At 69.3% G+C, this 24,253-nt stretch carries 24 protein-coding genes; 13 read left to right on the forward strand and 11 right to left on the reverse strand.

Going from position 1 to position 24,253, the window contains the following annotated elements:
- The first annotated feature begins 2 nt into the window (after positions 1-2).
- The 5 genes from K0H49_RS18515 (at position 3) to K0H49_RS18535 (ending at position 5,758) form a co-directional block, all read left to right on the forward strand.
- Complete coding sequence (locus K0H49_RS18515) at positions 3-1,229, forward strand: beta-ketoacyl-[acyl-carrier-protein] synthase family protein (RefSeq protein ID WP_219215624.1); 1,227 nt, start codon at positions 3-5, stop codon at positions 1,227-1,229.
- The gene (locus tag K0H49_RS18520) at positions 1,226-2,029 is read left to right on the forward strand and encodes a beta-ketoacyl synthase chain length factor (RefSeq protein ID WP_219215626.1); all 804 of its coding nucleotides are present in this window, start codon (positions 1,226-1,228) and stop codon (positions 2,027-2,029) included. Before K0H49_RS18515 ends, K0H49_RS18520 begins: the two co-directional genes overlap by 4 nt.
- A gap of 2 nt (positions 2,030-2,031) precedes the next feature.
- A complete protein-coding gene (locus tag K0H49_RS18525) occupies positions 2,032-3,705 on the forward strand; it encodes an NAD(P)/FAD-dependent oxidoreductase (protein ID WP_219215628.1) in 1,674 nt (557 codons plus the stop codon).
- A 126-nt stretch (positions 3,706-3,831) separates the two neighbouring features.
- Complete coding sequence (locus tag K0H49_RS18530) at positions 3,832-4,554, forward strand: response regulator (RefSeq protein WP_219215630.1); 723 nt, start codon at positions 3,832-3,834, stop codon at positions 4,552-4,554.
- A 19-nt stretch (positions 4,555-4,573) separates the two neighbouring features.
- Positions 4,574-5,758 (forward strand): ATP-binding protein, encoded by a 1,185-nt coding sequence (locus tag K0H49_RS18535; protein WP_219215633.1) that lies wholly within the window; start codon positions 4,574-4,576, stop codon positions 5,756-5,758.
- A gap of 9 nt (positions 5,759-5,767) precedes the next feature.
- Here the strand turns inward: K0H49_RS18535 and K0H49_RS18540 are convergent, their stop codons facing one another.
- From K0H49_RS18540 to K0H49_RS18550, 3 genes are read right to left on the reverse strand one after another with little or no spacing between them, the layout of a single operon-like run.
- Positions 5,768-6,568 (reverse strand): glycosyltransferase family 2 protein, encoded by an 801-nt coding sequence (locus K0H49_RS18540; protein ID WP_219215635.1) that lies wholly within the window; start codon positions 6,566-6,568, stop codon positions 5,768-5,770.
- Between the two features lie 13 nt (positions 6,569-6,581).
- Positions 6,582-6,791: a zinc-finger domain-containing protein gene (locus K0H49_RS18545; RefSeq protein ID WP_183029072.1), complete on the reverse strand. Its 210-nt coding sequence runs from the start codon at positions 6,789-6,791 to the stop codon at positions 6,582-6,584.
- A 2-nt stretch (positions 6,792-6,793) separates the two neighbouring features.
- Entirely contained in the window at positions 6,794-7,732 is a 939-nt protein-coding gene (locus K0H49_RS18550) for a branched-chain amino acid transaminase (protein WP_219215637.1), read from the reverse strand.
- 117 nt (positions 7,733-7,849) lie between these two features.
- Here K0H49_RS18550 and K0H49_RS18555 point away from each other — a divergent pair, with 117 nt between their 5' ends.
- Together K0H49_RS18555 and K0H49_RS18560 are read left to right on the forward strand one after the other, a co-directional pair.
- Positions 7,850-8,824, forward strand: a complete 975-nt coding sequence (locus tag K0H49_RS18555; protein ID WP_219215639.1) for a recombination-associated protein RdgC — start codon at positions 7,850-7,852, stop codon at positions 8,822-8,824.
- Positions 8,825-8,826: 2 nt separating this feature from the next.
- On the forward strand, positions 8,827-10,086 hold the full coding sequence (locus tag K0H49_RS18560; protein ID WP_219215640.1) for an O-antigen ligase family protein: 1,260 nt from the start codon (positions 8,827-8,829) through the stop codon (positions 10,084-10,086).
- 9 nt (positions 10,087-10,095) lie between these two features.
- On the opposite strand, the gene K0H49_RS18565 is transcribed toward K0H49_RS18560, so the two are convergent.
- From K0H49_RS18565 to radA, 3 genes are read right to left on the reverse strand one after another with little or no spacing between them, the layout of a single operon-like run.
- Positions 10,096-10,524 (reverse strand): glycerate kinase, encoded by a 429-nt coding sequence (locus K0H49_RS18565; protein ID WP_219215643.1) that lies wholly within the window; start codon positions 10,522-10,524, stop codon positions 10,096-10,098.
- 26 nt (positions 10,525-10,550) lie between these two features.
- Entirely contained in the window at positions 10,551-12,068 is a 1,518-nt protein-coding gene (locus K0H49_RS18570; RefSeq protein ID WP_219215644.1) for a BCCT family transporter, read from the reverse strand.
- A gap of 25 nt (positions 12,069-12,093) precedes the next feature.
- Complete coding sequence (radA, locus tag K0H49_RS18575; protein ID WP_219215647.1) at positions 12,094-13,485, reverse strand: DNA repair protein RadA; 1,392 nt, start codon at positions 13,483-13,485, stop codon at positions 12,094-12,096.
- A gap of 89 nt (positions 13,486-13,574) precedes the next feature.
- Here radA and K0H49_RS18580 point away from each other — a divergent pair, with 89 nt between their 5' ends.
- From K0H49_RS18580 to K0H49_RS18595, 4 genes are all read left to right on the forward strand, one after another.
- Positions 13,575-14,390: an aldolase/citrate lyase family protein gene (locus K0H49_RS18580; protein WP_219215649.1), complete on the forward strand. Its 816-nt coding sequence runs from the start codon at positions 13,575-13,577 to the stop codon at positions 14,388-14,390.
- A gap of 169 nt (positions 14,391-14,559) precedes the next feature.
- On the forward strand, positions 14,560-15,549 hold the full coding sequence (locus tag K0H49_RS18585) for a Bug family tripartite tricarboxylate transporter substrate binding protein (protein WP_219215650.1): 990 nt from the start codon (positions 14,560-14,562) through the stop codon (positions 15,547-15,549).
- A 240-nt stretch (positions 15,550-15,789) separates the two neighbouring features.
- Positions 15,790-16,533: a class II aldolase/adducin family protein gene (locus tag K0H49_RS18590; RefSeq protein WP_219215652.1), complete on the forward strand. Its 744-nt coding sequence runs from the start codon at positions 15,790-15,792 to the stop codon at positions 16,531-16,533.
- A 21-nt stretch (positions 16,534-16,554) separates the two neighbouring features.
- Positions 16,555-17,547, forward strand: a complete 993-nt coding sequence (locus tag K0H49_RS18595) for a 2-dehydropantoate 2-reductase (RefSeq protein WP_219215654.1) — start codon at positions 16,555-16,557, stop codon at positions 17,545-17,547.
- A gap of 6 nt (positions 17,548-17,553) precedes the next feature.
- On the opposite strand, the gene alr is transcribed toward K0H49_RS18595, so the two are convergent.
- Positions 17,554-18,660, reverse strand: a complete 1,107-nt coding sequence (alr, locus tag K0H49_RS18600; protein WP_219215656.1) for an alanine racemase — start codon at positions 18,658-18,660, stop codon at positions 17,554-17,556.
- Between the two features lie 176 nt (positions 18,661-18,836).
- Here alr and lplT point away from each other — a divergent pair, with 176 nt between their 5' ends.
- A complete protein-coding gene (gene lplT / locus K0H49_RS18605; protein WP_219215658.1) occupies positions 18,837-20,141 on the forward strand; it encodes a lysophospholipid transporter LplT in 1,305 nt (434 codons plus the stop codon).
- A 37-nt stretch (positions 20,142-20,178) separates the two neighbouring features.
- The gene (locus K0H49_RS18610) at positions 20,179-20,664 is read left to right on the forward strand and encodes a glutathione peroxidase (protein WP_219215660.1); all 486 of its coding nucleotides are present in this window, start codon (positions 20,179-20,181) and stop codon (positions 20,662-20,664) included.
- A gap of 15 nt (positions 20,665-20,679) precedes the next feature.
- Here the strand turns inward: K0H49_RS18610 and K0H49_RS18615 are convergent, their stop codons facing one another.
- The 4 genes from K0H49_RS18615 to K0H49_RS18630 all read right to left on the reverse strand — a co-directional run bounded on the left by K0H49_RS18615 (position 20,680) and on the right by K0H49_RS18630 (position 24,231).
- Entirely contained in the window at positions 20,680-21,111 is a 432-nt protein-coding gene (locus K0H49_RS18615) for a carboxypeptidase-like regulatory domain-containing protein (RefSeq protein WP_219215662.1), read from the reverse strand.
- Between the two features lie 131 nt (positions 21,112-21,242).
- Positions 21,243-22,052: a hypothetical protein gene (locus K0H49_RS18620; RefSeq protein WP_219215664.1), complete on the reverse strand. Its 810-nt coding sequence runs from the start codon at positions 22,050-22,052 to the stop codon at positions 21,243-21,245.
- A gap of 207 nt (positions 22,053-22,259) precedes the next feature.
- Positions 22,260-23,159: a LysR family transcriptional regulator gene (locus K0H49_RS18625; protein ID WP_219215666.1), complete on the reverse strand. Its 900-nt coding sequence runs from the start codon at positions 23,157-23,159 to the stop codon at positions 22,260-22,262.
- A 52-nt stretch (positions 23,160-23,211) separates the two neighbouring features.
- On the reverse strand, positions 23,212-24,231 hold the full coding sequence (locus K0H49_RS18630) for an AraC family transcriptional regulator (protein WP_219215667.1): 1,020 nt from the start codon (positions 24,229-24,231) through the stop codon (positions 23,212-23,214).
- Positions 24,232-24,253 lie beyond the last annotated feature (22 nt).

Below are 24,253 nucleotides of genomic sequence, written 5' to 3' on the forward strand. Positions count from 1 at the left end.
CCGTGCCGTCCCGCATCCCTCCCCTCCAGATCAGCGCGTACACCGCGACGTCGGCCGTCGGCGTCGGCAAGACGCCGCTGCTCGACGCCCTCGAAAACTCGCGCAGCGGGCTGCGGCCCAACGATTTCGGTGCACTGCCGGCCAGCGGCCAGCGCCTGCCGACCTGGATCGGCCGGGTCGACGGCCTCGAAGAACTGAGACTGCCCGAGTCCCTGGCCGCCTGGGACTGCCGCAACAACCGCCTGGCCTGGCTGGGCCTGCAGGCCGACGGCTTCGCCGAGGCCGTGGCCGCGGCCCGCGCCAAGTACGGCCCGTCGCGCGTGGCCGTGATCCTCGGCACCTCGACCTCCAGCATCGGCGAGACCGAAGACGCCTATACCGCGCTGACGGCCGACGGCACGTTCCCGCCCGCGCAGCAGCGCCCGCTGGTCCACACGCCGCATTCGCTGTCCATGTTCGTGCAGGCCGCGCTGGGGCTCGAGGGCCCGTCCGAGACCATCTCGACCGCCTGCTCGTCGAGTGGCAAGGCCTTCGCCTCGGCCGAGCGGCTGATCCGCCTGGGCCTGGTCGACGCGGCCGTGGTCGGCGGCGTCGACACGCTGTGCGGCAGCGTGCTCTACGGCTTCAACTCGCTGGAGCTGGTGTCGCCCCAGCCCTGCCGCCCCTTCGACGCGGCGCGCGACGGCATCAGCCTGGGCGAGGCCGCGGGCTTCGCGCTGGTCGAACGTGCACCGGTCGACGCATCGTCCGCCGATGCGCTCTACCTGCTGGGCTACGGCGAAGCCAGCGACGCCCACCACATGTCGACGCCGCACCCGCAGGGCGCAGGTGCCGAGCGCGCGCTCGACGACGCGCTGGCACGTTCCGGCCTCGGCACCGACGACATCGACTACATCAACATGCACGGCACGGCCAGCACCAAGAACGACGAAGTGGAAGGCGCGCTGATCACGCGGCGTTTCCCCGAGAGCACCCACGCGAGCTCGACCAAGGGCTTCACCGGCCACACGCTGGGCGCCGCAGGCATCGTCGAGGCGGCCATCAGCCTGCTGGCACTGGAGACCGGCCTGATGCCGGGCACCGTGAACACCACCGTGCTCGACACCGACTGCGGCCCGCAGATCAAGCTGCAGCCCGCGCGCGGCGCGGTGAAGTACGCCCTGTCCAATTCCTTCGGCTTCGGCGGCAACAACTGCGCGCTGATCTTCGGCAAGGGAGCCGCCGCATGAGCACGCCCACCCTCTACCTCGAAGGCCCGGCCTTCTGGGCCCCCACCCTGCCCGGTTGGGACATCGCCCGCGCGGCCTTCACCGGCACCGGCGCGCCGGTCGACCCGCCGGCCAAGCGGCCCGCGCCGCAGGTGCTGGCACCGGCCGAGCGCCGGCGCGCGCCCGACACCGTGGCGCTGGCGCTCGAAGTCGCGGCGCAGGCCGTGGCCGCGTCCGGGCGCGAAGCCAAGGACCTGCCCTGCGTGTTCGCCTCGGCGCACGGCGACCTGGGCATCAACGACTACATGTGCGGCACGCTGGCGGCTGACCCGACGATGCTCTCGCCGATCAAGTTCCACAACTCGGTGCACAACGCCGCGGTGGGCTACTGGACCATCGGCACCGGCTGCATGGAAGCGAGCAACTCGGTCTCGGCCTTCGAGGCCACCTTCGCCTCGGCGCTGCTCGAAGCCTCGGCCCAGTGCGCGGCCGACGACCAGGCCGTGCTGCTGGTGGGCTACGACATGCCCGCCGTCGGCGCGTTGTCCTCGGTGACCACCAGCCGCGGCCTGCTCGCGGTGGCGCTGGTGATCGCGCCCGCGCGCACCGAGCGCACGGTGGCCGCCTTCGACTGGTCGCTGGCCACCGGCCCCTCGGCGCTGGCGGCGCCGCGCTCCGAGGCGGCGCAGGCGCTCGGCGCCAATGCGATCGCCGATGCGCTGCCCCTGTTCGAGTCACTGGCCGGCGGCCGCCCGGAAACCGTCTCGATGCCGCTCTCGGCGCAACTCTCGCTGCAACTGCAGCTTCGACAGCAGGGCTGACCATGAACGCCACGCCGAACGGCTCGCAGCAGCCGCAACAACACGACGTGGTGATCATGGGCGGAGGCCTGGCCGGCCTCACGCTGGCGCTGCAGCTTAAGCAGCGCTTTGCCGACATCGACGTGCTGGTGCTCGAACGCCGGACCCACCCAGTGCCCCATGCGGCACACAAGGTGGGCGAGTCGTCGGTGGAGATCGGCGCGCGCTACTTCGACACGGTGCTGGGCCTGAAGCCGCACATGCAGGACGCACAGTTGCGCAAGTTCGGCTTCCGCTTCTTCTTCAGCGAGGGGCGGCGCGACATCGACCAGGTGACCGAGATCGGCGCCAGCCGCTACCTGGCGGTGCCCAGCTACCAGATCGACCGCGGCATCTTCGAGAACTACCTGGCCGAGGAGGCCGCACGGCGCGGCGTGAAGTTCATCGACCATGCGCTGGTGCGCGGCATCGATCTGGCCGAGGACACGCAGACGCCGCACACGCTGCGCTGGACGCGCGACGGCGAGACCCACACCATCGCCGCCCGCTGGCTGATCGACGCCTGCGGCCGCGCCGGCATGCTCAAGCGCAAGCTGGGTCTGGCCGAGCCCAACGCGCACGACGCCAACGCCGTGTGGTTCCGCATCAGCGATCGCATCACGCTCGACGACTGGAGCGACGACCCCGAATGGCGCGCACGCTGCACGCCGCAGGCGCGCTGGCTCTCGACCAACCACCTGGTGGGCGCAGGCTACTGGGTCTGGCTGATCCCGCTGGCCTCGGGCTCGCATTCGGTGGGCATCGTGGCCGACCCAAAGTACCACCCGCTCGACACCATGGACAGCTTCGACAAGGCCATGGCCTGGTTCGCGCGCTACCAGCCACGGCTGTTCGACGAACTCGACGGCAAGCGCCATCTGCTGCAGGACTTCGCGTTCTTCAAGAACTTCTCGTACGGCTGCAAGCAGGTGTTCTCGGAGCGGCGCTGGGCGCTCACGGGCGAGGCAGGCCTGTTCCTCGACCCCTTCTATTCGCCCGGCAGCGACTTCATCGCCATCGGCAACACCTACATCACCGACCTGATCGGCCACGACCGCGCCGGCCATTCGCTGAGCGCGCGCGCGCAGCTCTACGACCAGCTCTACCACTCGTTCTACGAGAGCACGCTCGCGCTCTACCAGGACCAGTACGGGCTGTTCGGCGACCCCGAGGTGCTGCCGGTCAAGGTGATCTGGGACTACACCTACTACTGGGGCGTGCTCGCGCAGATCTTCTTCCACGACCGGCTCACCGACCTGGCGCTGCTGGGCAGCCTCAAGGACGAACTGCAGCACTCGCAGGCGCTCAACATCGAAGTGCAGGCGCTGATGCGCGCCTGGTCGGCCGCCAGCGGCAAGCACAACGCGGCCGTGATGCTCGACCAGGCCTCGTTGCCCTGGTTCGCCGAGCTCAACCGGAGCATGAACGACACGCTCGACGACGCCGCCTTCAAGGCCCGCATCCAGGGCGCGGTGGCCCAGCTGCACCAGCTCGCGCAGGAGATCCGCGATCGCGCGCTGGCCTGCGACCCGACGATCGACGACAGCGCGCTGCGCGCCCTGCTCGCCCCGCACAGGCAGACCAGTCCCAACGCCGGGACGGCCATGCTGTTCGACGCGCCATCGTCCCCTTCCAGGACCCGCGCGGAACCGGCCTAGCCGGGCCGTTACCGGTGCCCCGGCAGGGGGTTGGCGAAGCGGCACGGAGTGCGCGCTACCGGGGAGTGAGCATGTTTACTTTAACTTTACGGAGCGTTCAAGCCGGCTTGCCGGCACCGGAACATCATGGCTGTCATGAGCACACCCCAGATCCTGATGATCGAAGACGACGCCCGCCTCGCGCAGATGGTGAGCGAATACCTGGCGCAATCGGGTTTCGGCGTCAGGCACGCGGCGGACGGCGGCGCCGGCCTGGCGCAGTTGCAGGAGCATGCGCCCGACCTGGTGATCCTCGACCTGATGCTGCCCGACATCGACGGGCTCGAGGTCTGCCGCCGCATCCGGGCGCTGCCGGGCGCGCTGGCCAAGGTGTCGATCCTCATGCTCACCGCCAAGGGCGATCCGATGGACCGCATCATCGGCCTGGAGATCGGTGCCGACGACTACCTGCCCAAGCCCTTCGAGCCGCGCGAGCTGCTGGCGCGCATCCGCGCGGTGCTGCGCCGGCGCAGCGACAACGCCAGCGAGGCGACCGCGACCGAGGTGGTGCGCTTCGGCACGCTCGAGATCGACCGCAACGCGCGCAGCGTGACCGTCGGCGGCGTGCTGGCCGACCTCACCTCCTACCAGTTCGACCTGCTGGTCGCGATGGCCGAACGCGCGGGCCGCGTGCTCACGCGCGACCAGATCATGGAAGCCGTGCGCGGCCGCGAACTCGAGGCCTTCGACCGCTCGATCGACGTGCACATGGGCCGCATCCGGGCCGCGATCGAGGTCGACGCGAAGAACCCCAAGCGCATCCTCACGGTGCGCGGCGTGGGCTACGTGTTCGCCAAGCAGCAGGACTGACGCGAAGGCTGCCACGACCATGATCCGGCTCTTCACCCGCCACCTCTACGTGCGCATCTGGCTGGCCGTGCTGGCCGGCGTGGCCGTGGTGACGCTGGCCGCGGGTTGGGCCTGGCAGATGGCCGACGAGCAGCGCAGCGCACCGCTGCCACGCGAGGTGGTGCTGCGCGACGAACAGGACCGGGTGATCGGCACCGGCCAGTCGCTGCGCACCAACCGGCCGGGCGAAGGGCTGGAGTTCAGCATCACGCTCAAGGACGGCCAGAACTTCCAGATGCAGTTCGGGCCGCGCCAGAACCGTGCGGGCGGCCCGCCGCCTTGGTCTCGGCCGCAAGGATTCTTCTGGCTGCTGGGACTGGTCGGCCTGGCGGTGGCGATCGGTCTGTTCCCGATCGTGCGGCGCCTGACGCAGCGGCTCGAGACCCTGCAGCGCGGCGTGCAACGCTGGGGCGAAGGCGACCTGTCGGCGCGCGTGCCCGAAGACGGCAAGGACGAAGTGGCCGATCTGTCGAAGCGCTTCAATGCCGCCGCGGCCCGGGTCGAGACGCTGGTGCGCTCGCACAAGTCGCTGCTGGCCAATGCCTCGCACGAACTGCGCTCGCCGCTCACCCGCATCCGCATGGGCCTGGAGCTGATCGGCGAACGCGCCAGCCCTGCCGCACGCGACGAGATCTCGCGCAACATCGGCGAACTCGACCAGCTGATCGACGAAATCCTGCTGGCGAGCCGGCTCGATGCGAGCGAGGCCGACATGGGCACCGTCGAGACGGTCGACCTGCTGGGCTTGGCGGCCGAGGAATGCGCGCGCACCACGGCCGAGCTCGACCTGGCCGAGGGCACCGACAGCGCGGCGCTGGAGGTGCGCGGTGTGCCGCGCCTGCTGCGCCGGGCGATCCGCAACCTGCTGGAGAACGCGCGCCGCTACGGCGCGGGCGAGATCAGCCTGCAGCTCGCGGTGCATGGCGACCAGGCGAGCCTGCGCGTGAACGACCGCGGGCCGGGTGTGCCGCCGGCCTTGCGTGAACGGATCTTCGAACCCTTCTACCGGTTGCCGGGCGCGAGCGAGCGCGACGGCGGCGTGGGCCTGGGCCTGGCGCTGGTCAAGTCGATCGTCGAGCGCCACGGCGGCACCGTGCATTGCGAAGACCGGCCCGGCGGCGGCGCGAGCTTCGTGCTCGAACTGCCGATGCGCGCGGCTGACTGAGATCCGAGCCTAGCGGCCGACCTGGCTGCTCAGCGATGCGCGGTCGTAGTGCAGCGCGGCGTAGCGGAAGAAGGCCTCGAGCGCCACGAAGTAGCAGTACAGGAAACCGGCGCCACCGCACAGGAAGCCGAGCCGGAACACGTAGAGCCGCAGGAACATCGCGGTGCCGCCGGCCATGCCGCGAAGCACCCCGCCGCGCTTGCCCAGCGCGGCCCGCTTGGCGGCCCCGAGCATCGCGTACTGGGTGAGCTTTTCCAGGCTGCCACGCACCGTCTCGCGCGAGTGGTGCAGCAGCTTGCCGCGCAGCACATGGCGCGGCGCATCGGCAAAGCCGGGCCTGAACACCGCCTCTTCGTGCACCACGCCGGTGTAGCCCGAGAGCATGTCGCGCCGGAACAGCCGCTCCGGACCCTTGCCCGCACGGTAGGCCTTGAGTTCGTGCCCATAGGCCACCATGCGCCAGCAGACGCGCCAGACCGCGGCCTCGTTGGAGCGCACCGCGGCCTCGATCTGCGCCTGCAGCACGGGCGTGACGATCTCGTCGGCGTCGAGGAAGAACACGAAGTCGCCGGTGGCGTGTTCGAGCAGCCGGCTGCGCTGCACGCCGAAGCCCTGCCAGTCGGGGTAGTCCACCACGATGGCGCCCGCAGCCTGCGAACGCGCGACCGTGGCGTCGGTGCTGCCGCTGTCGATCACCAGCAGCTGGTCGGCGAACGCGGCGCTGCGCAGGCAGGCCTCGATGCGATGCGCCTCGTTCTTGGCGAGCACGCCGATGGTCAGCGTGGGCCTTGCGGCAGGCGCCTGGGTCACGCGATGGACCGGATCAGTGGCCGTGGGCCACCGTTTCGCCGGCTTTGAGGCGATAGACGGTGCCGCAGTACGGGCACTTGGCTTCCCCGTTGCGGGCCACGTCGAGGTAGACCTTGGGGTGCCCGCTCCAGAGCTTCATGTCGGCCTTGGGGTTGGGGCAGAAGACGCCGCCCTGGTGGTTCAGGTCGGTGGCGAGCAGTTCGACGACAGCTTGGGTGGCCATGTTCAGACTTTCGTGAGCCAGTGGGCGTACTTGGGATTCTTGCCGTTCACGATGTCGAAGAAGGCCGCCTGGATCTTCTCGGTGACGGGGCCGCGCGAGCCGATGCCGATCTCGACCCGGTCGAGCTCGCGGATCGGCGTGACTTCGGCCGCCGTGCCGGTGAAGAAGGCCTCGTCGGCGATGTAGACCTCGTCGCGCGTGATGCGCTTCTGCACCAGCTCGATCCCCAGGTCCTTGCAGATGTGCAGGATGGTGTTGCGCGTGATGCCGTTGAGCGCGCCGGCCGACAGGTCGGGCGTGTAGACCACGCCGTCCTTGACCACGAACACGTTCTCGCCGGCACCTTCGGACACGAAACCGCTGGCGTCGAGCAGCAGGGCCTCGTCGTAGCCGTCGTCCAGCGCTTCCATGTTGGCCAGGATCGAGTTGCTGTAGTTGCTGACCGCCTTGGCCTGCGTCATCGTGATGTTCACGTGGTGGCGGGTGTAGCTCGAGGTCTTCACGCGGATGCCGCGCTTCATGCCCTCTTCGCCCAGGTAGGCGCCCCAGGCCCAGGCTGCGACCATCGCGTGGATGGTGTTGCCGCGCGGGTTCACGCCCAGCTTCTCGGAGCCGATCCAGACCAGCGGGCGCAGGTAGCAGCTCTCGAGCTTGTTCTCGCGCACCACCTGCAGCTGCGCCTCGTTGAGCTCTTCCTTGGTGAAGGGCAGCTTCATGCGCAGGATCTTGGCGCTGTTGAACAGCCGGTCGGTGTGCTCCTGCAGGCGGAAGATCGCGGTGCCGCCGACGGTCTTGTAGGCACGCACGCCTTCGAACGCGCCGCAGCCGTAGTGCAGGGTGTGGCTGAGCACGTGGATCTTGGCATCGCGCCATTCCACCAATTGGCCGTCCATCCAGATCTTGCCGTCACGGTCATCCAGCGAGGGGGGGAGCACGCTCATGTTGTTTGTCCTTTTGAAGCAACGGAAAGTCGCAAAAGCTTTCGATTTTACGATGGAGGCCGAAGCCGGCACCCCCACAATGGCCGGTTTTGCCAATCAGTCCCCAGGAAGGTTTCAGTGTCCGTATTCAAGAACGTCATCGTCTATCGCATCGAAGCGCCCTGGTCGCCGTCGCTCACCGACGCCGAGAACGCCCTGGCCGAACAGCGTTTCGTGCCCTGCGCCCCCTCCCAGGAAAAGTCGGCCGGCTGGACCGAACCCCGCGGCCAGGAGCACGGACCGCTGGTCGAATCGGTGGGCGGCCAGTGGCTGCTCGAGTTCATGATCGAGGCCAAGACGCTGCCGGGTTCGGTGGTGCGGCGCAAGGTCGACGAGCGCTGCGCGCAGATCGAGGCCACCACCGGCCGCAAGCCCGGCAAGAAGGAAAAGCGCGATCTCAAGGAAGACATCACGCACGAACTGCTGCCGATGGCCTTCACCCGCCATGCCCGCGTGGCGGTCTGGATCGACCCCAAGGAACGCCGCCTGGTGATCAATGCCAGCAACGCGGCGCGCGCCGACGAGATCGTGACCAGCCTGGTCAAGGCGCTCGAAGGCTTCGCCGTGACGCAGATCAACACCCAGATCGAGCCGGCCACCGCGATGTCGAACTGGCTCTCGAGCCAGGAAGCGCCCCCCGGCTTCACCATCGACCGCGAATGCGAGCTCAAGGCCACCGATGAATCGAAGTCGGTGGTGCGCTACGCCAAGCATGCGCTGGACATCGAGGAAGTGCGCCAGCACATCGCCGACGGCAAGCGCCCGACGCGGCTGGCCATGACCTGGGAAGACCGCGTGTCCTTCGAGCTCAGCGAGACCATGCAGCTGCGCAAGATCGTGTTCATCGAAGGCACCGACGCAGCCCAGGACGGCAAGAAGGAAGACAACTTCGACGCCGACGCCGCGATCGCCACGGGCGAACTCGGTGAAATGGTGCCCGCGCTGCTCGAAGCGCTGGGCGGCGAGGCGGCCTTCACGGCGGCCGTGGCCGAGCCGGCCGCACCTGCCGTGGCATCGGCAACGTCGGCCGAGGCCGACGACGCGCCCTTCTGAGCATGGCGTCCATCGCGAACCGGCTCCAGCCGGAACCGCCGTGGGGGCTGTGGCTGGTGCTGGCCACCATGGCCATCGCACCGCTGTCGACCAAGACGGCGGGCGCCGGCTGGGTCTTCTTCTGCGTGTTCGGGGCCTGGGCGGCGCTGCGCCGGCCGCGCATCGACATCGCGCCAGGTGAGGACAGCGCCGCCCGGACCTGGCTGATCGCCTGCGGGATTGGCCTGGCCTTCGAGACCCTGGCCACTGCCATCTGGGGCGATCCCTGGGATGAACTGCATGCACCGATCCGCCTGATGCTGGCGGCCGCCGCCACGCTGGGGATGGTGCGACGCTTCCGCTTCGGCGAGAACTTCCGCGACATCCTGGCGCACGCGCTGTCGCTGGGCTGCGTCGCCGCGGCCGGGCTGGCGGCCTGGAAGGGCGACGACCGCGACAGCTATCCCACCAACGTCATCCCCTGGGCCGTGGCCGTGGGCTTCATGGTCTGCGTGCTGCTGCCCCGGACGCTGGATGCGACGCGGCCGCTGCGGATGCGCCTTCCGTGGATGGTGGCAGCCCTGGTCGGCATGGTCGCGGTGGTGCTGTCGCAGACGCGCGGCGCCTATGGCGTGGTGCTCTGGGCGGTGCTGTTCTACGGCGTCGCGATCCTGCGGCGCCGCAGCGTCACGCGCCACGGCGTGGGGCTGGGCATCGCGCTCGCGGTGGTGCTGGTGGCAGCCGGAACGCTGCTGCCGCACGTGATCCAGACCTCGACGCAGCGCATCACGCAGGCCGCGCACGAATTCGAGCTGGCCGCCGAGGCCCACAAGCCCGGCGACGGCGCCAACAGCTCGGTCGGCGCCCGCATCTACCTCTGGCAGATGGCTGTGCGCGGCTTCGAGAGTTCACCGCTGATCGGCATCGGCGGCGAAGAGCGCAAGCGGCGCATCAAGGCGCTGGGCGAGAAGACCCAGTCGCCGATGATCCTGAGCCTGGGCCACGTCCACAACCAGTACCTGCACGCGGCGATGGACCACGGCTTGCTGGGGGTGGCGGCCGTGCTGGCATGGATCGGCGGGCTGGCGCTGGCGGTGCGCCGGCTGGAGCGCCAGGCCGCCGAGGCCCGCTGGCAACTCGCGGGCGTGCTGTTCATGCACATGAGCGCGAGCCTGACCAACGTGAACTTCGCCCACACCTACTACGGCATCATGCTGTCGCTGTCGATCTCGCTGGTGCTGCTGAACGCGCGCAGGGAACCGGCGGCACCCGCTGCCGCCTGAGCGCCTCGCTCAGTGCCCGCCGGCCGCGGCGTCGTCCTCGGCCGGCGGACGGGTCAGCACCCAGCTCTGCAGCTTGCCGTTCTGGAAGATGCCTTCCACGTACGACAGGCCGCCGTCGGTCCAGCGGTAGGTCTCGGGCTGCTGCTCCTTGGGCGTCTTGAGCTCGCCCAGCGAGCGCGTCATGGCCACCACGTGCAGCAGCGTCGCGCCCGGCTTGAGCTTGGCGTTGAGCATCACGGCGCTCGCGACATAGCCGATCGGCCGGTCGGAGGCACGCTTGAGCACCGTCATCGTGCGCGTGAAGTGCAGCAGCAGGAACATCACGATGCCACCGGTCACCACCGCCACACCGCCCCATCCGTAGCGGTAGAAGGCCAGGCCGAGCAGCAGCAGGCCGGTCAGCGGAACAAAGAGTTTCTGAAAATTCATGGCCCGCATTGTCACCGCCCGCCCGAAGCGGGTTTTCAATCCCGCACGAATTCGCGCATCTTGCGGCGCAGTGCACGGTCGCGCTTCTGCTCGGCCTCCCAGTCCTCGCGGATGGCCAGCGTGACCGAGATCGCCATCAGCACCAGCACCACCGAGAACGGCAGCGCGAACACGATGGTCGCGGTCTGGATCGCCTTGAGGCCGCCGGCCAGCAGCAGGCTCAGCGCGATGGCCGCCACCAGCACGCCCCAGACCACCTTGACCCGGTTCGGCGGGTTGGGATTGCCACCGGTGCTCATGGTGCCCAGCACCAGCGTCGCGGAATCGCCCGAGGTGACGAAGAACACGAAGACCAGCACCGTCGCCACGCCCGACAGCACCATGCCCATGGGCATGGCCTGGAACATCACGAACATGGTGGTCGACACATTGGCCGTGACCGCCTCGGCCAGCGGCACGCCGTGGAAGATCTCCAGGTTCAGCGCGGTGCCGCCGAAGATCGCGAACCAGACGAAGCCCACCAGGCTGGGCGCCAGCACCGTACCCACCAGGAACTGGCGCACCGTGCGGCCGCGCGAGACGCGCGCGATGAACAGGCCCACGAAGGGCGACCAGGCCAGCCACCAGGCCCAGTAGAAGATGGTCCAGTCGCCGACCCAGGAGTTCTCGCGGAAGGGCGACATGCGCAGGCTCATGCGCACGAACTCGCTGATGTAGGCGCCCAGCGTGTTGGTCAAGGTGTCGATGATGGCCACCGTGGGCCCGAGGCACAGCACCACCAGCGCCAGCAACCCGGCCAGCACCAGGTTGCCGATCGACAGCCACTTGACGCCACGGTCCACGCCGCTCACGGCCGAGGTGATGAACACCGCGGTCGTGACCACGATCACCAGCGACTGCACGAGCGGGCCGATGGGCAGGCCGAAGGCGGTGTGCAGCCCGCTGTTGATCTGCGTCGCGCCCATGCCCAGCGAGGCCGCGACGCCAAAGGCCGTGGCCACCACCGCGAGCACGTTGAAGGCCGGCGACAGCCGGCGCACGAAGGGCCAGGGCAAGGCCTCGGTGGCCGAGCTCACCAGCGGCAGCGCCTTGCGGCGGAAGGTGAAGAAGCTGATCGCGAGGCCGACGATGCCGTAGATCGCCCAGGGATGGAAACCCCAGTGGAAGAAGGCATAGCGCATGGCCACGCCGGCAGCCTCGGGCGTGCCGGGTGCGATGCCCGGCGGCGGCTTCACGTAGTGCGACACCGGCTCGGCCACGCCCCAGAACACCAGGCCGATGCCCATGCCCGCGGCGAACAGCATCGCGAACCAGGCGCCGACCGAGAACTCGGGCTCCTCGTCCTCGTCGCCCAGCTTGAGGTCGCCGTAGCGGCTCACGGCCAGGAAGAAGGCCAGCACCACCAGCCCGAGCACGACCCAGAGATAGAACCAGCCGAAGCTGCGCGTGATGTCGGCCAGCAGCGAGCTGAAGACGCTGTCGAGCGTGGCGGGCGACACCAGCCCCCAGAGCACGACAGCGGCGATGAGGCCGGCGGAGACGATGAGTTGCATGGTCGTTCCTTGTTGAATGCAGGGGTCAGTCGAGGCGGCGCACCACGTCCATCGCCTCTTCGATGCGCTCGACCGCATGGATGGTCAGGCCCTCGATCTCCTTCGAGCCCTTCTTGGGCGCGTTGGCCTTGGGCACCACCGCCACGCTGAAGCCCAGCTTGGCGGCTTCCTTCAGGCGCTCCTGCCCACGCGGCGCCGGCCGCACCTCGCCGGCCAGGCCGACTTCGCCGAAGGCGATGAAGCCCTTGGGCATGGGCTTGCCGCGCAGGCTGGAGGTGATGGCCAGCATCACGGCCAGGTCGGCCGCGGGCTCGCTGATGCGCACGCCGCCGACCGCGTTGACGAACACGTCCTGGTCCATGCAGGCCACGCCCGCATGGCGGTGCAGCACCGCCAGCAGCATCGCCAGGCGGTCGCGGTCCAGGCCCACCGACAGCCGCCGCGGGCTCGGCCCGCCGTTGTCGACCAGCGCCTGGATCTCGACCAGCATCGGCCGCGTGCCCTCGAGCGTGACCATCACCACGCTGCCCGGCACCGGCTCGGGATGCTGGCTCAGGAAGATCGCGCTGGGGTTGCTCACGCCCTTGAGGCCACGCTCGGTCATGGCGAACACGCCGATCTCGTTGACTGCGCCGAAGCGGTTCTTGATCGCGCGCACCAGCCGGAAGCTGGAGTGCGTGTCGCCCTCGAAGTACAGCACCGTGTCGACCATGTGCTCGAGCACGCGCGGGCCGGCCAGCGCGCCCTCCTTGGTGACGTGGCCGACCAGCACGATGGCGGTGCCGCTGGCCTTGGCGAAGCGCGTGAGGTGCGCCGCGCACTCGCGCACCTGCGCCACCGAGCCGGGCGCCGAGGTGAGCTGGTCGGAATACACGGTCTGGATCGAGTCGATCACCGCGATCGCCGGGCGGTGCGCGTCGAGCGTGGCGATGATCTTCTCCAGCTGGATCTCGGGCAGCACCTGCACCTGCGAATGGTCCAGGCCGAGCCGGCGCGAGCGCAGCGCGACCTGCGCGCCGCTCTCCTCGCCCGAGACGTAGAGCGCGTTCTGCCCGGCGCGCTGCAGCGCATCGACCGCCTGCAGCAGCAAGGTCGACTTGCCGATGCCCGGGTCGCCACCGATCAGCGTCACGCCGCCGGGCACGATGCCGCCGCCCAGCACGCGGTCGAGCTCGTCGATGCCGGTGGGCGTGCGATCGATGTCGCTGGCCTCGATCTCCGACAGCACCGCCAGGGCGGCCGTGCCGCCCAGCGCGGCGAAGGGTGTGTTGAAGCGGTTGTTGGCGCTCGTGGCGGCGGGTTGCGCGACCTGTTCGACGAGCGTGTTCCAGGCACCGCAGCTCGGGCACTTGCCCAGCCACTTGGCGCTGGCGCCGCCGCACTCGGTGCAGACGTAGTTGGTTTTTTCCTTGGCCATCGGCAGAGTGTAGGCAGCACGCGCGGCGCGATCCGCGGGCGCATTCAATAATCGCCTTCCCCGGACTTCCGATCCAGAAAAGACACGCCATGCAGACACCGATCAATGCCTTCAAGAAAGCCATGCAGGAGGGCCGCCCGCAGATCGGCCTGTGGGTCGGCCTGGCCGACGGCTATGCGGCCGAGATCCTGGCCGGCGTCGGCTACGACTGGCTGCTGCTCGACGGCGAGCATGCGCCCAACGACGTGCGCTCGGTGCTGGCGCAGCTGCAGGCCGTGTCCAGCGCCTGGGCCGCGCTGCCGCACCGCTCGCAACCCGTGGTGCGGCTGCCCGTGGGCCAGACGGCGCTGATCAAGCAATACCTGGACATCGGCGCGCAGACGCTGCTGATCCCGATGGTCGACACCGCCGAACAGGCCGCGCAGCTGGCGCAGGCGCTGCGCTACCCGCCCGAGGGCATCCGCGGCATGGGGGCCGGGCTGGCCCGGGCCTCGCGCTGGCAGGAACATCCGAACTACATCCACGAGGCCAACGCGCAGGCCTGCCTGCTGGTGCAGGCCGAAACGGCCGAAGCCATGCACAACCTCGACGCGATCGCGGCCACGCCCGGCGTCGACGGCATCTTCATCGGCCCGGCCGACCTGTCGGCCTCGATGGGCTTTCCCGGCCGGCCCGACCATCCCGAGGTGCAGGCCGCGATCGCCGACGGCATTGCGCGCATCCTGAAGGCCGGCAAGGCGCCGGGCATCCTCTCGACCACCGAGGCGCAGGCGCGCAAGTGGCTGGCGGCCGGCGCGCTGTTCGTGGCGGTCGGCATCGACACCATGGTGCTGACGGCCGCGGCGAAGCAACTGCTCGCGCTCTACAAGCAGGATGCGCCGCCGCCGAGCGCGGGCAGCTACTGAAAAATAGCGCGCCAACGTGGCGTAAACGCGGGGGTACCGAAGGGTTCACAACTGGAAAAATGTGTGTCCTGCGCGCGCACGGGGCCTTCCCTGCGCCGCGACCCCATCGGACGCGCCCGCTTCTTCCCGGCGTGACGCGGCCCGGCTTCAACCTTCGGAGACAACCCGCATGAACTTCACCCGCCGCCATCTGCTGCAGACCACGGGCGCGTCGGCGCTGCTGGCCAGCATCGGCCAACAGGCCTTCGCCCAGGCCGGGCTCGAAACCACGACCTTCGTCACCGGCTTCGCGGCCGGCGGCACCTCCGACACCATCTGCCGTCGCATGGCGCTGAAGATCAGCCCCGAGTTCGCGAAGGTCGCCGTGGTGGAGAACCGCACCGGCGCCGGCGGCCAGATCGCCATCACCTACGTCAAGGGCCGCCCGGCCGACGGCGGCACCATCCTGCAGACGCCGACGTCGATGCTGACGATCTACCCCCACATCTACAAGAAGCTGCCCTACGACCCGCAGGCCGACCTGGCGCCGGTGTCGCTGGGCTGCGTGTTCGACTTCGGCTTCGCGGTCGGCCCCTCGGTGCCGGCCAGCGTGAAGACCGTGCCCGAGTTCCTGGACTGGGCCAAGGCCAACCCGGCCGGCGCCAACTTCGGCTCACCCGCTGCCGGCTCGACGCCGCACTTCATCGGCGCGCTGCTGGGCAAGAGCGGCGACGTGGAGCTCAAGCACGCGGCCTACCGCGGCACGCAGCCCGCGATGCTCGACCTGCTGGGCGGCAACATCTCGGCCGTGTCGGGCCCGATCGGCGACATCACGCAGCACCTGCCCAGCGGCAAGGTGCGCATCCTGGGCGTCTCGGGTGCCAAGCGCAGCCGCTTCGCGCCCGACGTGCCGACCTTCGGCGAGCAGGGCATCAAGGACATGGCCCACAGCGAGTGGTTCGCCTTCTTCCTGCCGGCCAAGGCCACGCCCGAAGTCGTGGCGCGACTCAACGCCGCGATGAAGACCGCGCTGGCCTCCAAGGACGTGGTCGACGGCCTGGGCACCTTCGGCCTCGAAGCCATGTCCTCGACGCCGGCCGAGCTGGCCGAGCTGATCAGGAAGGACACGGCCAAGTGGGGCCCGATCGTGAAACAAGTCGGCTTCACGGCAGAAGGTTGACCCACCCCCGAGCTGGCTCACTTCGTGTAGCCGACGCCCCCTCAGGGGGGCAACACCAGCGGCCCGGCAAAGCCGGTTCCGCGGTGTCACTGGCTCTCCCCCGAGGGCTCGCGCACTGCGTGTCGCTTCGCCTTCCCCCTCCGGGGGCAACACCAGCGGCCCGGCAAAGCCGGTTCCGCGGTGTTCCACGAACAACGTCACCCGACACGGGTGGACGCACATGATCCCTGAGGGGTGCCGATGAACCATCTGGACGAACGCGCGGCGCGCCTCCAGCTCGCCGCGTGCTACCGCATCTTCGCGATGCTGGGCTGGACCGAGCTGATCTACAACCACATCACGGTGCGGCTGGCCGACGGCGCGGACGGGAGCAAGCAGTTCCTGATCAACCCCTTCGGCCTGCACTACAGCGAGGTCACGGCCAGCAACCTGGTCAAGATCGACCTGCAGGGCCGGGTGCTCGACGGCTCGACGCATCCGGTGAACCCCGCGGGCTTCACCGTGCATGCGGCGATCCACGACGGCCTGCCGGACGCGCACTGCGTGATGCACACCCACACCGACTCGGGCATGGCCGTGGCCTGCGTCGAGGGCGGGCTGCAGCAGAGCAACTTCTACAGCGCGCAGCTGCACGGCCGCGTGGCGTACCACGACTTCGAGGGCATCACGGTGCATGCCGACGAGGGCCCGCGGCTGCTGCGCAGCATCGGCGACAAGCCGGCCGTGATCCTGCGCAACCACGGCCTGCTGGCCTGGGGCCGCACGCTGCCGCAGACCTTCGCCGTGCTCTGGACGCTGCAGCGCGCCTGCGACATCCAGCGCGCGACGCTGTCGATGGGCGCGGGCCTCGCGATCAGCGACGCGGTGGCGCGCGGCTGCGCGCGCGATGCGCTGCAGTTCCACTCGCTCGAGACCGGCGGACAGGACATGTTCGATGCGCTGGTGCGCCAGGTCGACCGCATCGATCCCGGCTACCGCGACTGAAGCTCTGGCACCATCGCACCCATGAAAATCTGTATCTACGGTGCCGGCTCGATCGGCGGATGGATCGGCGCCGCCTTCGCGCAAGCGGGCGAGCGTCCGAATGTGGTGGCGCGCGGCGCCACGCTCGACGCACTGCAGCGCGACGGCCTGGTGCTGGTGCGCGGCGATCAGCGCACGCGGATTCCCGTGCACGCGGTGGCCGACCCGGCCGCGCTCGGCGTGCAGGACGTGGTGGTGATCGCCGTCAAGGCACCGGCGCTGGCCGGCGTCGCGCAGCGCATCGCGCCGCTGCTGGGCCCCGACACCATCGTGCTCACCGCCATGAACGGCGTGCCCTGGTGGTTCCTCGACGGCGGCTTCGGTGGCGAACTCGCGGGCCGCCGGCTGGCTGCCGTGGACCCGGACGGCGCCATCGCCGCCGCGATCCCCGCGCGCCACGTGGTCGGCGCGGTCGTGCATGCGAGTTGCTCGCTCGATGCGCCGGGCGTGGTGCGTCACCACTTCGGCAACGGGCTGATCGTGGGCGAGCCCTCGGGCGAAGCCACCGAGCGCGTGCGCGCGCTGGTCGCGCTGCTGGTGCGTGGCGGCATCGAGGCGCGCGTGTCGCCGCAGATCCAGAAGGACGTCTGGTACAAGCTCTGGGGCAACATGACGGTCAACCCGATCAGCGCGCTGACCGGCGCCACCACCGACTTGGTGCTGGCCGACGAGCTGGTGCGCGACTTCGTCTCGACCGTGATGCGCGAAGCCCAGGCCATCGGCGCGCGCATCGGCCTGCCGATCGCCGAGACGCCCGAGGACCGCCATGCGGTGACGCGCAAGCTCGGCGCCTTCAAGACCTCGATGCTGCAGGACGTGGAAGCCGGCCGCGCGGTAGAACTCGACGCGCTGGTCGGCGCGGTGCGCGAGCTCGGTCAGCTGAGCGGCGTGCCCACCCCCTTCACCGATGCGTTGCTGGGGCTGGCGCGGCTGCAGGCGCGCGGGCTGGGGCTTTACCCGGCCGCGGCCGCCTGACGCGCCTCAGCCTTCGTCCACCGCCACCGGCACGCGCGGCGCCACGGCGCACATCAGTTCGTAGCCCACGGTGCCCGCGGCACGCGCCACCTCGTCGATCGACAGCAGCGCGCCGCCGCTCGCGCGGCCCCACAGCGTGACCTCGCTGCCGAAGCCCGCGGGCTGGCCGGCCTGCAGCAGCGGGTCGAGGTCGACCATCACCATGTCCATGCTCACGCGGCCCACCAGCCGCGTGCGCACGCCGTTCACCAGCACCGGCGTGCCGGTCGGCGCATGGCGCGGGTAGCCGTCGGCATAACCGACGGCCGCGATGCCGATGGTCATCGGCGCGTCGGCCACGAAGGTCGAGCCGTAGCCCACGCTGGCACCGGCCGGCAGCGTCTGCACGCCGATCAGCCGGGTCGACAGGGTCATGCCCGGCTGCAGCTGCCAATGCTGCGCGTCGTGTTCGGGGAAGTCGGGCGCGCTGCCATACAGCACGATGCCCGGGCGCACCCAGTCGGCGCGGGTCTGCGGCGCATGGCGCAGCACAGCGGCGCTGTTGGCGACCGAGCGTTCGCCGGGCAGGTCCTGCGTGGCATGCGCGAAGGCCGCCATCGCATCGGCCACGCCGCGCGGCCCGTCGGCATCGCTGAAGTGGGTCATCAGCGAGATCTCGTCGACCTGCGGCAGCGCGTTGAGCCGGGTCCAGGCCGAACGGAAGCGTTCGGGCGTGAAGCCCAGCCGGTTCATGCCGGAGTTCATCTTGAGGAACACCCGCTGCGGCACCTGCGTCTTGTGGGCCGCGAGCATGTCGATCTGCGCATCGCAATGCACCGCATGCCAGAGATCGAGGCGCGAGCACAGTTCGAGGTCGCGCGCCTCGAACACGCCTTCGAGCAGCAGCACCGGCCCGCGCCAGCCGAGCGCGCGCACGCGCGCGGCCTCGGCCAGGTCGAGCAGCGCGAAGCCGTCGGCGGCGCGAAAGGCATCGAAGACCCGCTCGATTCCGTGGCCATAGGCATCGGCCTTGACGACGGCCCAGACCCGCGCATCGAGTGCATTGCGGCGCACCCGCGCCAGGTTGTGGCGCAGGGCGTCGGTGTGGATGGTGGCGAGGATCGGGCGGGGCACGGAAAACTGAACCTTTCTGACCGGGAGGAAACCCATGGAAACACCGAGGGACAACGGCCTTGGCGCACCATTTTGGCATCGCACCCCCATGCTATAACCGCGCATTCGCCTGTGAGCGAAGCCTTTCTTCTACCGCCCTAACCAAGTCGCCAGCCCCCTGGCCAGCCAGCCCATCGATGAAGCGCGGTTTCTACACCATCATGTCGGCGCAGTTCTTTTCGTCACTGGCCGACAACGCGCTTTTCGTGACGGCCGTCGAACTGATGCGAACCTCTGGCGCACCCGAGTGGCAGCGCGCAGCCCTGGTCCCCATCTTCACGCTGTTCTACGTGGCGCTCGCGCCGCTGGTGGGCGCCTTCGCCGATGCCTTCCCCAAGGGGCGGGTGATGTTCATCAGCAATGCGATCAAGGTGGTCGGCTGTCTGATGATGCTGTTCGGCTCGCATCCCTTGCTGGCCTACGCCATCGTGGGCCTGGGCGCCGCGGCCTACTCGCCCGCCAAGTACGGCATCCTCACCGAACTGCTGCCGGCCTCGCAGCTGGTCAAGGCCAACGGCTGGATCGAGGGGCTGACGATCGCCTCGATCATTCTGGGCATCGTGCTGGGCGGCCTGCTGGTCGGCCACGCGGTCTCGAGCCACCTGCTGGCGATCGACCTGCCCTTCATCGACACCGGCATCGAGACCGCGCCCGAAGCGGCGATCGCCGCGCTGATCTTCGTCTACATGCTGGCCGCCTGGTTCAACACCCGCATCCCGCACACCGGCGTCGAGATGCGGCCGCTGCGCGCCAATGCGCAGCACAGCTTCGCGCGCAACATGGTCGCGCTGCTGCCCGACTTCTGGCATTGCAACGCACGCCTGTGGCGCGACAAGCTGGGCCAGATCTCGCTGGCCACCACCACGCTCTTCTGGGGCGCGGGCGGCAACCTCAAGTACATCGTGCTGGCGTGGGCCTCGCTGGCACTGAACTACAGCACCGCCCAGGCTTCCTCGCTGACCGGCGTGGTGGCCATCGGGACCGCGGTGGGCGCGGTGGTGGCCTCGGTCAAGATGCGGCTGGACATGGCGACGCGCGTGATCCCGATGGGCATCGGCATGGGGCTGCTGGTGATCGGCATGAACTTCATCGACAACATCTGGGTCGCGGTGCCCTTCCTGATCCTGCTGGGCGGGCTGGGCGGCTTCCTGGTGGTGCCGATGAACGCCCTGCTGCAGCATCGCGGCCACAACCTGATGGGCGCCGGCCGTTCGATCGCGGTGCAGAACTTCAACGAGCAGGCCTGCATCCTGGTGCTCGGTGCCTTCTACAGCGCCTGCACCGGGCTGGGCCTGTCGGCCTATTCGGCGATCACGGCTTTCGGCGTGGTGGTGGCGGGCTTCATGTGGCTCATCAAGCGCTGGCACGAGAACAACCTGCGCAAGTACCCCGACGAAGTCGAGCATCTGCTGAACATCGCGCGCAGCGACAAGCACCACTAGGCGTAGATTCGAGGCCTCGCCACTCCTGAACGCCGCCATGACCACCGTCTACGACTTCGACGCCCAACGCATTGACGGCCAGCCCGTGGCGCTCGGCGCCTACCGCGGTCAGGTGCTGCTGATCGTGAACACTGCGAGCCAATGCGGCTTCACGCCGCAGTTCGCCGGCCTCGAGGCGCTGCACCAGCAGTACGCAAAGCAGGGCCTGATCGTGCTGGGCTTCCCGTCGAACCAGTTCGGCTCGCAGGACCCGGGCAGCAACGAGGAGATCGGCGCCTTCTGCACGAAGAACTACGGCGTGAGCTTCCCGATGATGGAGAAGATCGACGTCAACGGCGCCCACGCGGCGCCGCTGTACCGCTGGCTCACGCAGGAAAAGCCGGGGCTGCTGGGCAGCACCGCCATCAAGTGGAACTTCACCAAGTTCCTGGTGGGCCGCGACGGCCAGGTGCTCAAGCGCTATGCGCCGCTCGACAAGCCGGCCTCGCTGGCCCAGGACATCGAGAAGGCGCTCGCGGGCTGAGGCCCGGCGCCGCCCTCAGCCCTTGCCGCCGAAGCGGAAATCCGCGGTCTTGTTGCCGGTGCCGACCGTGACGGACTGCTGCTTCACTTCGCCCTCCGCCTCCGCGTGGACCACGTAGCGGCCGGCCGGCAGGTCGATCAGGCAGACCGGGCCGCCGGCGCGCAGGGCCAGCACCGGCCGCCCGTCGGCGCCCTCGATGCGCACCCGCACCTCGGCCAGATAGGCGCCGTCGGCGCGCGCGAACAGCAAGGACAGCGGATGGTCCTTCATCGCAGAGCGGAAGGCGGTCGACTCGTCCAGTCCGATGCCGCCGCAGACGTAGCGCGCGGCGCCCTCCCCGCGCATCGGCGGCAGGGCCCCCGCCGGCTGGGCCAGGGCAACGGTCGAAAGGGACAGGACGGCGCAGGCCATCAGCCCACGGCGCAAGTGCAAAGCGAGAGAAATCATGGCGGAACTCCATCAGCAGGGTGAACGCATCGCATGTTCACCCTTGGCCGCTGCCTGGCAAGTCGGCGCACGCCGCATTCGGCCGTGCGCCCATCCGTCGTGGCAGCCGGGCAGGTCCGGTCGGCGCCGGCTCAGGAAAGCGTCATCAGGCTCTGCAGATCGCGGCCGGTGCGCACCCGGTTCGCGGCGCGAAAGGCCGGCATGCTCGGCGCGGGCAGGTCGAGCGCCGGTGTGACCGCGTCGAGCCGGACCGCGCCGTCTTCGAGCGACTTGATCTGCCACGCCGCGGGCGTCTGCAGGTTCAGCAACTGACGCAGCCGGCTCACGCCCTCCTGCAGCGATGCCGCGGAGATCGCGCGGGATGGTGGTGCGAGCATCGTGTTGAGCCAGCGCCGCGACAGATTCCGCCCCACGTTGTGGAACAGTTCGAGCGCCAGTTCGAAATGGAAGATCGAGAGCGACATCGGCGCGGCCTCGCCGATCTGGACGGTCTTGGCTGCGGGTCGAAAACGGAAATCGCCCCAGCTCAGCAGCGTCTGCTGCGGATGGGGTGCATGCGTCCACATGAACTCCGAGATTTCGAGGTAGAGCTCGCTGAAACGCGGCTGCAGCGGGATCACCTGATCGGCGGCGATCGTCGATGCCTGCGCCACGCGCCGGACGGCGATGGGCCTGACGGCCAGCAGCAATGGCAGGGTGTCACCCAGGCAGGCACGCACCTCGCGCACCGTCTGCTCGATCACCTCGTCGCCGTCCGCGCATCCCAGATAGGCCATCGCGAAGGGCCGCTCGGCCGCCTCGACCTCCTGCATTTCCTCGATGCTGGCAAAGACGTAGGGCGCGTGACCCGTGGCGCGGATCACTCGGCGCGCGTGCTCGCGGCCACGCAGATCCGGATCGAGGATCGCCACGCGCTGTCGCCTGAAGAGCTTGGATTGCATAAGTGTCTCCTGCGCAGCCCGGGCCCCTCCAGGACCCGCCGCCGCGAGGCTGCATGACAGATGGCGCGGCATGCTCAGACTTTAGTTTTAGGCTCCGCACAGCGTTAGTCGAATCGGGAACCGCCGATATGCAATTTGCGCAAAGATACAAAAACTATCAAGTCCTCGCGCAGTGTGCCCGAATCGCTGCGTCAAGGGCCGGTCTCTTCACCAGCGCGGCGTGCGGTAGTGTTCGGCGGCGTAGTCGACCAGCGCCCGCACCTTGGGCGACAGATGGCGGCTTTGCGGATAGAGCGCGCTCAGCGTCAGGGGCGGTTGACGGTAGTCGGCGAGCACCCGCACAAGTTCGCCACGCGCGACCTCGCGGTGCACCAGGAAGGCCGGCGACAGGGCCAGTCCCAGACCCGCCAGGGCCGCGGCGCGCAGGGCGATGCCGCTGTTGGCCTGCAGGCTGCCGCGGACGGTCACGCTGTGCCCGCTGCCGTCGGGCCCGGTGAAATGGGGCTGGGTCGCCTTCTGCATCAGCGAATAGACCAGGCAGTTGTGCGCGGCAAGGTCGGCCGGCCGCTGCGGCACCCCATGCTGCTGCAGATAGCCGGGCGTGGCCACCCACCACTCGTCGCAGACCGCGAGGCGCTTGACCACCAGCGTCGAGTCGGACAGTTGGTAGGCGAGGCGCAACGCGACGTCGAAGCCTTCCTCGATCAGGTCCACGAAGCGGTCGTTGCAGACCAGGTCCACCGACACGCCGGGATGAGCCGCCAGGAACGCGGGCAGCCAGAGCGAGAGCTCCTCGAGCCCGAAGGACATCGGCGCATTGATGCGCAGCACCCCGGAGGGCTTGCCCTGGTGCTGCGTGACCGCGAAGGCGGCCTGCTCGAGCTGGTCGAGGATCTGCTGGCTGTGCGCGTAGTAGGTCTGGCCCGCCTCGGTGAGCGCGAAGCGCCGTGTCGTGCGGTTGAGCAACTGGACGCCCAGCAGGGCCTCGAGCTGCTGCACCTGGCGCGAGACGGCGGTGTGGGAAACCTGCAGCTGCGCCGCCGCGGCGGAGAAACCCTGGGTCTCCACCACGGCGCGAAAGGATTTCATGGCGGCGAGTTGGTCCATCCGCGCATTCTCATGGACCTTTCGCCGCGCGATGCCGCAAAGACGAGGCGATTCAATTCGACGGCGAGGCTTCGTGAATTACGTCGGATTTCCGTGCCAGCGCGCCGGGCGTGATGCCCTTCTGCTGACGGAACACACGGCCGAAATTCACCGGGTCGGCAAAGCCGCATTGCCAGGCGATATCGGCCACCGTCGTCGAGGGCGCGCGCGTGCGCAGCAGGCGGTCGGCCGCCGCCAGCCGCTCCTGCCGCAAGGTGCCGAGAAAGGTGCTGCCGCGCCCGGCCGAGGCGAACACCTTGTGCACGTAGCGCACCGACACGTTGAATTGCGCGGCCAAGGCCGAGGCGTCGAACGCAGTGTCGGTGTAGCGCTCGCCGATGCACGCGAGCATCCGGCGGTGGAGCACCTGGTCGCGCGGCGAGACGGGCTCGCGGCCGTCCTTCAGCAGCCCCTCCTGCGCCATCGCGAAGGACAGCAGCGAGAGCACATGGTCCGCCACCAGGGTCTGCTGCCGAGGATCGGCCACGGTGGCCAGGTGGTCGATCTGCAGCGCGCGCAGGTAGCCCGCCAGCATCGCGGCCCAGCCCCGCTGGGTGTCGAAGCGGTGGCCGGCGATCTGCTCGGCCGGGCCCAGCCAGCGCGTCACCAGCGGTGCCGACAGTCCGATCAGCAGCGCGTCGGTGGCCTGCCCCGAACACAGGCGCAGCGCCTGGCGCGAATCGTTCACCACCAGGTCGCCGGTCTGGAACGCGGTCTTCCGGTGGCCCTGTTCGATCAGCGAACCGCCTTCGCCGCCCAGCTTGAGCACCAGCTGCAGCGAGTACTCGGCCGCGTCCTTGAACAGGCTGTGCTGCGAGCGGTAGAGGTCAACGCCGCTGCCCTGCGCGCGCATGACGCAGATCGGGCCGGCATCCAGGATGTTCAGGCTCTGCCTGAACGCCGTGCGCTGCGGGCTGTCGTAGCGGGCCAGGCCGATCTTTCGGCCGAGTTCGTCGGCCCAGAAGCCGAAGCGGTCGCCGGGCGCCAGATCGTCGGTGCTGTGGTATTCAATTCGCGGCGCCGCCAGGGACATTGATCCATTTTCTGGCGAGCCT

The organism is Variovorax boronicumulans (assembly GCF_019352895.1).
Lineage (GTDB): Bacteria > Pseudomonadota > Gammaproteobacteria > Burkholderiales > Burkholderiaceae_C > Variovorax > Variovorax boronicumulans_A.

Bases quoted from the DNA above. Each gene is read 5' to 3' on its own strand.
- K0H49_RS18525 (WP_219215628.1), top strand. From the start codon at position 2,032: ATGAACGCCACGCCGAACGGCTCGCAGCAGCCGCAACAACACGACGTG.
- K0H49_RS18610 (WP_219215660.1), top strand. From the start codon at position 20,179: ATGACCACCGTCTACGACTTCGACGCCCAACGCATTGACGGCCAGCCC.
- K0H49_RS18565 (WP_219215643.1), bottom strand. From the start codon at position 10,524: ATGCGGGCCATGAATTTTCAGAAACTCTTTGTTCCGCTGACCGGCCTG.
- K0H49_RS18580 (WP_219215649.1), top strand. From the start codon at position 13,575: ATGCAGACACCGATCAATGCCTTCAAGAAAGCCATGCAGGAGGGCCGC.
- K0H49_RS18520 (WP_219215626.1), top strand. From the start codon at position 1,226: ATGAGCACGCCCACCCTCTACCTCGAAGGCCCGGCCTTCTGGGCCCCC.
- K0H49_RS18570 (WP_219215644.1), bottom strand. From the start codon at position 12,068: ATGCAACTCATCGTCTCCGCCGGCCTCATCGCCGCTGTCGTGCTCTGG.
- K0H49_RS18585 (WP_219215650.1), top strand. From the start codon at position 14,560: ATGAACTTCACCCGCCGCCATCTGCTGCAGACCACGGGCGCGTCGGCG.
- K0H49_RS18590 (WP_219215652.1), top strand. From the start codon at position 15,790: ATGAACCATCTGGACGAACGCGCGGCGCGCCTCCAGCTCGCCGCGTGC.
- K0H49_RS18630 (WP_219215667.1), bottom strand. From the start codon at position 24,231: ATGTCCCTGGCGGCGCCGCGAATTGAATACCACAGCACCGACGATCTG.
- radA (WP_219215647.1), bottom strand. From the start codon at position 13,485: ATGGCCAAGGAAAAAACCAACTACGTCTGCACCGAGTGCGGCGGCGCC.
- K0H49_RS18625 (WP_219215666.1), bottom strand. From the start codon at position 23,159: ATGGACCAACTCGCCGCCATGAAATCCTTTCGCGCCGTGGTGGAGACC.
- K0H49_RS18550 (WP_219215637.1), bottom strand. From the start codon at position 7,732: ATGAGCGTGCTCCCCCCCTCGCTGGATGACCGTGACGGCAAGATCTGG.
- K0H49_RS18545 (WP_183029072.1), bottom strand. From the start codon at position 6,791: ATGGCCACCCAAGCTGTCGTCGAACTGCTCGCCACCGACCTGAACCAC.
- K0H49_RS18615 (WP_219215662.1), bottom strand. From the start codon at position 21,111: ATGATTTCTCTCGCTTTGCACTTGCGCCGTGGGCTGATGGCCTGCGCC.
- lplT (WP_219215658.1), top strand. From the start codon at position 18,837: ATGAAGCGCGGTTTCTACACCATCATGTCGGCGCAGTTCTTTTCGTCA.
- K0H49_RS18535 (WP_219215633.1), top strand. From the start codon at position 4,574: ATGATCCGGCTCTTCACCCGCCACCTCTACGTGCGCATCTGGCTGGCC.
- K0H49_RS18530 (WP_219215630.1), top strand. From the start codon at position 3,832: ATGGCTGTCATGAGCACACCCCAGATCCTGATGATCGAAGACGACGCC.
- K0H49_RS18595 (WP_219215654.1), top strand. From the start codon at position 16,555: ATGAAAATCTGTATCTACGGTGCCGGCTCGATCGGCGGATGGATCGGC.
- K0H49_RS18620 (WP_219215664.1), bottom strand. From the start codon at position 22,052: ATGCAATCCAAGCTCTTCAGGCGACAGCGCGTGGCGATCCTCGATCCG.
- K0H49_RS18560 (WP_219215640.1), top strand. From the start codon at position 8,827: ATGGCGTCCATCGCGAACCGGCTCCAGCCGGAACCGCCGTGGGGGCTG.